The following is a 400-nucleotide window of genomic DNA, read 5'->3' on the forward strand; positions in this document are numbered from 1 at the left end:
ACACCAATTAAACCAGTATTCACTTCAACAGCCATACCAATATGAGTACCGAACTAACAATTATCAAACAGGAGGACTTGCAGAGCGCAGGAACCGTCCTAACTACAACCAGATCGTGGGTAACTACCTATCAGAAAAAACATGATGTGTTGAAACTGCAAGCCGAAAAGGAGGGTGTAAAATTAACTCCTGCAACTGACCAGGCTATAAACGACTATTTGGCGTCTCTTAAAAAAGCAGCAACCAAAGCTGAAGATGATCGTAAACCATTCACCTCTAAGTTGAATGAGATAATCAAAATGTTTACAGCCGAGGAAACTAAGCTTAAAGTTGATCTGGTTACTGAACTGCAAACAGCGCGTAATAATAGTGTTGCCGCATACAAGAAAGAGGAAGCAGC

The 400-nt window shown here is 41.0% G+C and carries 1 protein-coding gene; it reads left to right on the forward strand.

Annotation, left to right across the window (positions count from 1 at the left end; all coding sequences use genetic code 11):
- Positions 1-146 precede the first annotated feature (146 nt).
- Positions 147-400 (forward strand): hypothetical protein (locus tag AB4Z50_RS36200; protein ID WP_441887342.1); only part of this gene is annotated, 254 nt, incomplete at its 3' end.

Source organism: Paenibacillus sp. 2TAB26, from assembly GCF_052115145.1.
GTDB lineage: Bacteria > Bacillota > Bacilli > Paenibacillales > Paenibacillaceae > Pristimantibacillus.